Here is a 6,911-nt window from a genome sequence, read left to right as displayed (position 1 = left end):
GGCCAAGCGGCCAAGCGGCCAAGCGGCCAAGCGGCCAAGCGGCCAAGCGGCCAAGCGGCCAAGCGGCCAAGCGGCCAGGGAGGATCGTCGGGGCGCCTGGCGGCGCCAATCGTCCGGAATCCGGACTCCCACAAAACCTGTGACTTAGCGGTGATGTCGTGGGAATTCGGCTATGCCGAGTGATGGGACAGGAAAACCCGAGGCGCCTGGCGGCGCCAATCGCCGAGACGTCGGACCGCAGCTAAAGCTAGCTCCCACGGTGATACTGGGGGGGGATCTAAGGCGCCTGACGGCGCTAATATATCGGACGCAGCTAAAACCAGCTCCCCAGGTGGGGAGCTGGCTCCGGACTGGCGTTGGTTACTTCCTGCGGCCCAGTTGGGCGTCGAGGGCGTCGAACTGCTGGGTGAGGTACTGACTGGTCTGGTTCATCTGGGCGATCATGGCGTCGAGCTGGCCGAATTGCACCCGGTAGCGGTCGATGGTGCGGTTGATGCTCTGCTCCATGCGGGCATGGCGTTCGACCAGGCTTTCGGCGCGACCTTCGGCGCCTTCGATGGAGCGCTTGACGATGCCGTTGCTGTCCAGCAGCTGGCCCAGGGTCTTGTCCATCTGCCCCGCCAGCCCCCCGGCCTTGTCGGCGCCGGCGAAGAACTCGCCCAGGCCGGCCATGTTCTCGGTGACCAGTTCGCCCAGCTTGTCGTCATCCAGCTTGAGGGTGCCGTCGCGCTGCAGGGTGATGCCCACTTCGCTGAGCATGCGCAGCTCGCCCTCCCCCACACCACCACCCAGCACGCCACGCAGCCGCGACTCGATGGTGCGCACGGCATTGTCGCCGATCAGCTCGCCGGCGGCGCCGCTGTCGCCATTGTAGGCGGTCAGCTTGCCGATGGTGCCCTTGAGGTCGTTGAAGGCCTTGACGAAGCCGCTGACCGCCTCGCGCACCTTGAGGGTGTCCTGCTCCACACGCAGGGTCTGGGTCTGGCCCTCGGCGGTGGTCTCCTCCAGGTTGAGCGTCACGCCCTGGATGGCGCCCTCCACCCGGTTGCTGCTGCTGACGATATCGATGCCATTGACCTTGATCAGGGCATCGTCGCCGGCCTGGGTAATCACCTGGTTATCGGCGAAGCTGGCCACATCGTCCTTGGCATCGGCACTCAGGATATCGTGGAAGTTGGTGCTGGCGATGGAGGCGTCGGCACCGGTCTCGGTGGAGCTCAGCGCCAGGCGGTAGCCGCTGCCATCGTTGACGATGGAGGCCGTGACGCCGGCCTTATCCTGGGCGTTGATGGCATCGCGGATCTCCTCGAGGCTGCTGCCGGCGGCGATTTCGACCTCGACCTTGATGTTCTGCGGCGGCTCCTGGTCATCCAGGCCGGCGAAGGTCAGCTCCAGGGTGGTATCGGCCTCCACCAGGGGGCTGTCCGCCTCGCTGACCCGCTGGGTGGCCAGGGTGCCGGCGCTGGCCAGCTGGCTCACTTCCACCTGGAAAGTGCCGGGCTGAGCGGTCTTGCTGGCGGTGGCGGTAAAGGCATCACCGCGCACGTTGGTGGAGAGGCTCTGGAAAAGCGAGGCGTCGTTGAGCTTGGCCACGCTGTCCTGGAAGGTGGTCAGCGCCGACTGCAGCTGGCCATAGGCGGAGATCTTCGCCTGCTGCTGCGCCTGCTGACGCTTGATGGGTTCCAGCTTGCCGCGCTCGGCATCGCGCAGCTGATCCAGCAGGCCGTTGAGGTCCAGTCCCGAGCCGATGCCGAGTGATGAAATTGTTGCCATGAGTTACCGCTCCTTGAGTCCCCATCGCGGGTCCGTAAGGGGGTTATCGGCGGAGCGGCGGAGAACTTTAGGGCGATTTTCGAGGGCCAAGGGGACACTCGGGGCGCCTGGCGGCGCCCATCGCCGAGGCGTCGGACCGGCCGAATCAGCGCTCTTGAAGAAAACCGGGTGGTTCAACCGAGGCAGAGCAGGTGCAGAACATCCCGAGAGGTCAGCGACCCGCTTGCGACCCTTCAACTAGACACTTAAACTATCTGTACATAGTCTTTGTGTATGCTTATGGATTATCAGACCGCTCGGCACCGCTTCGATGCCTGGGATCGCCAGGAAGGACGCAGCCTGTTTACCCGGCGCGACCTGGCGAAGCTCTTCCCCGAAGATAGCCCCAAGACACTGCAGGAAGGCATCAACCGGCTACGCCGACAGGGGCTGCTGGAGGCCGTTTCCCGGGGCATTTACCGCTACGCCCTGGCCAGAACCGACGCCCCCTATCTTCTCGAGCGCATCGCTTGTGCCATGCGCCGAGGGGAATACAGCTACGTCAGCCTGGAGTCGGCCCTGTCGGAGTATGGCGTTATCTCGCAGATTCCCGTCGACCGCCTCACCATCATGACCACCGGGCGCAAGGGCACCTACCGCACGCCCTACGGCACCATCGAGTTCACTCACACCAGCCGCCCGGTTTCCAAGGTGCTGGAACGGGCACGCGACGTAGGACGCCCCCTGCGCCTGGCGACTCCCGCGGCGGCCTGGGCCGACCTGAAGCGTGTGGGCCGCAATACCCATCTCGTCGATAGCGAGGCACTCGCCAATGATTGATCCCGCCGACTTCGAAACACTGGTGGCCCGCGCCATGGCCGAGCCGGGCAGGCAGGCCATGCGCCCGGTGATCGAGAAGGAGCTGCTCCACTTCGATATCCTCTTCGCCCTCGACCGCGAGGGCTTGCTCGACGACCTGACCTTCCAGGGCGGAACCTCGCTCCGGCTATGCTACGGCGCATCACGTTTCAGTGAGGATCTGGACTTCGCCGGAGGGCGGGACTTCCAGAGCGACAGGGTGGCCGCGATCAAGGCATGCATCGAAACCTATGTCAGCCGACGTTACCGCCTCGAGGTGACCGTCAAGCCTCCCAGAGTCCTGCGCCATGAGCCGGCCTATGCGGAGGTCAAGGTCGATAAGTGGCAGGTGGCCGTAGTGACCTCGCCCAGCCGTCCCGACCTTCCCAAGCAGCGCATCAAGCTGGAAATCGCCAATATTCCGGCCCATACCCGCCAAGCCAGAAACCTGCAGGTGCATTACCCTTTCCTGCCGGATGGCTACAGTGATCTGCTGGTTCTCTGCGAAAGCCTCGACGAGATACTGGCCGACAAACTGGTCTCCCTGGTCAATACGCAAAAGTACGTGCGACACCGCGACATCTGGGACCTGCAGTGGCTCAAGCAGCAGGGGGCTACCCCGAACATCGGTTTGGTAACGCAGAAACTGAGGGACTATCGTGTCGAGGATTATCTCGGCAAGGCGACGGCCATGATCGACAGGCTGCCCGAGATCATCGGCGGCGATGCCTTCAGGCACGAAATGACACGCTTCCTGCCTGCCGATACGCTCGAACGCACCCTGCTCAGGGCCAAGTTTACCGACTTCCTCTGCCGAGAGCTGAGCGAGACGCTAGGCGCCGTGGTATCCGAACTGGAAGGGGCCTCTCCCCCTTCCCAGGAGTTCAGGCTTTAGGCCATGTTTCGATACCGGGGCGCCTGGCGGCGCCAATCGCTCGGAAGAACCGGGACGCCGGATCGCCGGACTCCCACAACACCTGTGGCTTAGCGATGGCCTCGTGGGAACTCGGCTATGCCGAGTGATGGGCCGAGGGTCGATCAGTCGCGGCCGAGCTGGGCGTCCATGGCGGCGAACTGCTGGGTGAGGTAGTCGCTGGTCTGGTTCATCTGGGCGATCATGCCGTCGAGCTGGCCGAACTGGACCCGGTAGCGCTCCAGGGTCTGGTCGATGCTCTGCTCCATGCGCAGGTAGCGCTCGCCCAGGCGCTCGATGCTGCTCTCAGCGCCGCTGATGGACCCCTCCAGGGCGCCGTTACTGCCCAGCAACTGATCCAGGGTGGTGGTGAGCTGCCCAGCCATGCCGCCGTTCGTCTCGTCGCCGGCGAAGAAGGCCCCCAGGGCGTCCTGATCAGTGGCGATCACCTCATCCAGGCGGTCGGCATCCAGGGAGAGGGTGCCGTCGAGCTCCAGCGAGATGCCGATGTCGCTAAGCATGGCCAGCTCGCCGCCGCCCTCCACGCCGCCGGAGAGGACTCCGCGCAGCCGTGATTCGATGGTGCGCACGGCGCTGTCGCCCAGCAGTTCGCCGGCCTGGCCGCTTTCCGCATCGAAGGCGGTGAGCTGGCCGATGGTGCCCTTGAGGGTGTTATAGCCCTCCACGAAACCCTGCACCGCCTCGCGCACGGCCCGGGTATCCCGCTCCACCACCACGGTGCCACTGCCCGCCTGCTGGAGGTCGAGGGTCACCCCCTGGATGGCGTCGTCCACCTGGTTGTCGGGGCTGGTGATGGCGATGCCGTTGACCGCGAAGCTGGCGTCCTGGCCGTCCTGGGTGATGGTGGCATCGCTCAGGGTGGCATCGGCGGCCATGGCGGCGAAGTCGGTGGCAATGATGGCGGCCTGCTCACCGGTCTGCTCCGACATCAGCGCCAGCCGATACCCCTCGCCGTCGTTGACGATGGAGGCAGTCACCGCCGCCTCGGGGTCGGCGTTGATGGCGTCGCGGACGTCTTCGAGGGTGCTGCCGGCGGCGATACTTACCGCGGTGTCGAGCTCGCCATCCTGGAAGTCGAGGTTCAGGTCGGCATCGGATTCGGTGAGCACGGTATCGAGAGCATCGACCCGCTGGGTGGCCAGGCTGCCGGCGCTGGCCAGGTGATCCACCTCGATGACGTAACGCCCCGGGCTCGCCTCGGCGCCGGCGGCGGCCGCCACCGCCTCGCCGCTGACATTGGCGGAGAGGCTCTGATAGAGGGCGGGATCGTTGAGCGCCTCGACGCTACCCTGGAAGCCCGACAGGGCCCCCTGCAGCTCACCGTAGGCGGAGATCTTTACCTGCTGGGACTGGATCTGCGCCTCGATGGGCTCGAGCTTGCCCCGCTCGGCCTCGTTGAGCTGATCGAGGAGGCCGTTGAGATCGAGGCCGGAACCGATGCCGAGGGAAGAGATGCTGGCCATGCGCTGCTGCCTTTGGTCGATGAGTGTCGCGCGGGTGAAGCGCCCTGCTCCCTATGCCCTCGGCGGTGTGAGCACGAACTTGAATGATCCGAAGAATTATTTGGCAAACCGGGTAGCCGGTCGGCTCAACCTAGCCCCTGCCACTCGGAACGTTCCGGCCAGGTGACCAGCCAGGCGGGGAGCTGCTCCGGCGGCATGGGGCGGGCGATGCCGTAGCCCTGGGCCTGGTGGCAACCCAGCGCCACCAGGGCGCGGGCGTGCGCCAGGGTCTCCACCCCTTCGGCGAGCATGGGGCGACCGAAGCGCTTGGCCATGTAGATGACGCTCTCGACGATGGCCATGTCGTTGGCGTCCACCAGCATGTCGCGCACGAAGCTCTGGTCGATCTTGATCAGGTCCACCGGCAGCTGACGCAGGTAGGTCAACGACGAGAAGCCGGTGCCGAAGTCGTCGATGGCAACGGCGATGCCCAGCGACTTGCAGCGGTGGATGGCCTCCAGGGCCGCCTGCATGTCGTGCAGGGCGGCGCTCTCCAGCACCTCGAGCTTGATCGAGCCGGGCGGCACCTGGGGGTGGGTCGCCAGCAAGGCCTCGAGCCGTGCCACGAAGTCGGGCTGGAGCAGGTGCACCGGGCTGATATTGACGCTGATCGGCAGGGTGATGCCGGCCTCTTGCCAGTCGCTCAGCTGCCGCAGGGCACGGTGGATCACCCACTCGCCCAGGGCCGCGGCCAGGGGGGTTCCCTCCACCACCGGCAGGAACTCCCCGGGGGCCAGCAGGCCGCGCTCGGGGTGCTGCCAGCGCACCAGGGCCTCCAGGCCCACCACCTCACCGCCGAGCATGTCCACCTGGGGCTGGTAGTAGAGGCGCAACTCGTCGTTGTCGATGGCCCGGGCGAAGCGGTCGCGCTGGGCCTGGCGCACCTGCAGCTGACGGTCGTGACCGGGATCGAAGCGGTGGTAGGTATTGCGGCCACGCTGCTTGGCCCGGTACATGGCCTGGGTGGCGTGGCGCAGCAGGACGTCACCCTCCTGCTCATCATCGGGGTAGAGGGTCACGCCGATGCTGGCGGAGAGCCGCAGCGTCTGGCCGTCGAGGCGAATCGGCTGGCGAATCGCCGTCAAGAGTCGCTCCAGGAAGGCCTCGTCCGGCTCCCGGTGCAGCAGCAGCACGAATTCGTCACCGCCGACCCGGGCCAGCACCTCGTCGCCGGCCAGCAGGTGGCTGACCCGGCGAGCGAAGCTGGCCAGCAGGCGGTCGCCGGCCAGCTCGCCCAACTGGTCGTTGATGCGCTTGAAGTGGTCGATATCCAGGGAACAGACCGCCAGGGTCTCGCCGGCGCCCTGAGCATGCACCATGGCATCCTGCAGCAGTTGGGTCAGCAGCTTGAGGTTGGGCAAGCCGGTCAGGGCGTCGAAGTAGGCCTCGCGACTGGCCCGCGGCCCCGGGCCGGCCAGGGAGCGGTCCAGGGCGGTGAGGGTCACCACATGGTGGGAAGTGGTGCCGCTGGGGTGGCGGACCCGGCGGAAGGAGAACAGGGTGGGACGGTCGCGACCCTGGGCATCGTGGAGGAGCATTTCCAGGCGCCCCTGCTCCTGCTGCAGCAGCAGTTGCCAGTCGGCCAGGCACTGGGAGGCCCCCTGCCGGGGGGCCACGAAACAGTCCGGCGAACGCCCCAGCAGGCTCGCCGCATCCAGGCCCACCAGGAGCTCCAGCGCCGGATTCACCGCCAGGATGCGCTGCCCGGCATCGGTAATCAGCATCGCCTCGCTGGCATCGAAGAACGCCTGCTCGACCTGGGGCATCGCGCTTCGCCCCCGGGTGCCCGGCAACTCGTCCGGCGCCGCTGGCCGGGGCGCGTTTCGTTCCGGCACCAGCCCTTGAGAAGAACACATACTCGGGCT

5 protein-coding genes are annotated in these 6,911 nt (G+C 66.3%); 2 read left to right on the top strand and 3 right to left on the bottom strand.

The genetic code is table 11. The annotated features are described in order from the left end of the window. Nucleotides 1-360: 360 nt before the first annotated feature. Nucleotides 361-1,773 carry a flagellar filament capping protein FliD gene (gene fliD / locus IHD13_RS06420; RefSeq protein WP_195860206.1) on the bottom strand — a complete coding sequence of 471 codons (1,413 nt, stop codon included), beginning with the start codon at nt 1,771-1,773 and terminating at the stop codon, nt 361-363. Between the two features lie 279 nt (nt 1,774-2,052). On the opposite strand from fliD (IHD13_RS06420), the gene abiEi reads away from it, so the two are divergent. Together abiEi and IHD13_RS06410 are read left to right on the top strand one after the other, a co-directional pair. Next, complete coding sequence (gene abiEi, locus IHD13_RS06415) at nt 2,053-2,592, top strand: type IV toxin-antitoxin system AbiEi family antitoxin (protein ID WP_195860205.1); 540 nt, start codon at nt 2,053-2,055, stop codon at nt 2,590-2,592. Then, a complete protein-coding gene (locus tag IHD13_RS06410) occupies nt 2,585-3,505 on the top strand; it encodes a nucleotidyl transferase AbiEii/AbiGii toxin family protein (protein WP_195860204.1) in 921 nt (306 codons plus the stop codon). Before abiEi ends, IHD13_RS06410 begins: the two co-directional genes overlap by 8 nt. 143 nt (nt 3,506-3,648) lie before the next feature. Here the strand turns inward: IHD13_RS06410 and fliD (IHD13_RS06405) are convergent, their stop codons facing one another. Next, nucleotides 3,649-5,007, bottom strand: coding sequence for a flagellar filament capping protein FliD (fliD, locus tag IHD13_RS06405; RefSeq protein WP_195860203.1), 1,359 nt, complete (start codon nt 5,005-5,007; stop codon nt 3,649-3,651). 125 nt (nt 5,008-5,132) lie between these two features. Continuing rightward, nucleotides 5,133-6,902, bottom strand: a complete 1,770-nt coding sequence (locus IHD13_RS06400) for a putative bifunctional diguanylate cyclase/phosphodiesterase (protein ID WP_230086169.1) — start codon at nt 6,900-6,902, stop codon at nt 5,133-5,135. Between the last annotated feature and the right edge of the window lie 9 nt (nt 6,903-6,911).

It is taken from the genome of Halomonas sp. 328, assembly GCF_015645095.1.
Taxonomy (GTDB): domain Bacteria; phylum Pseudomonadota; class Gammaproteobacteria; order Pseudomonadales; family Halomonadaceae; genus Bisbaumannia.
This window is presented reverse-complemented; position numbering and strand designations above follow the sequence as displayed.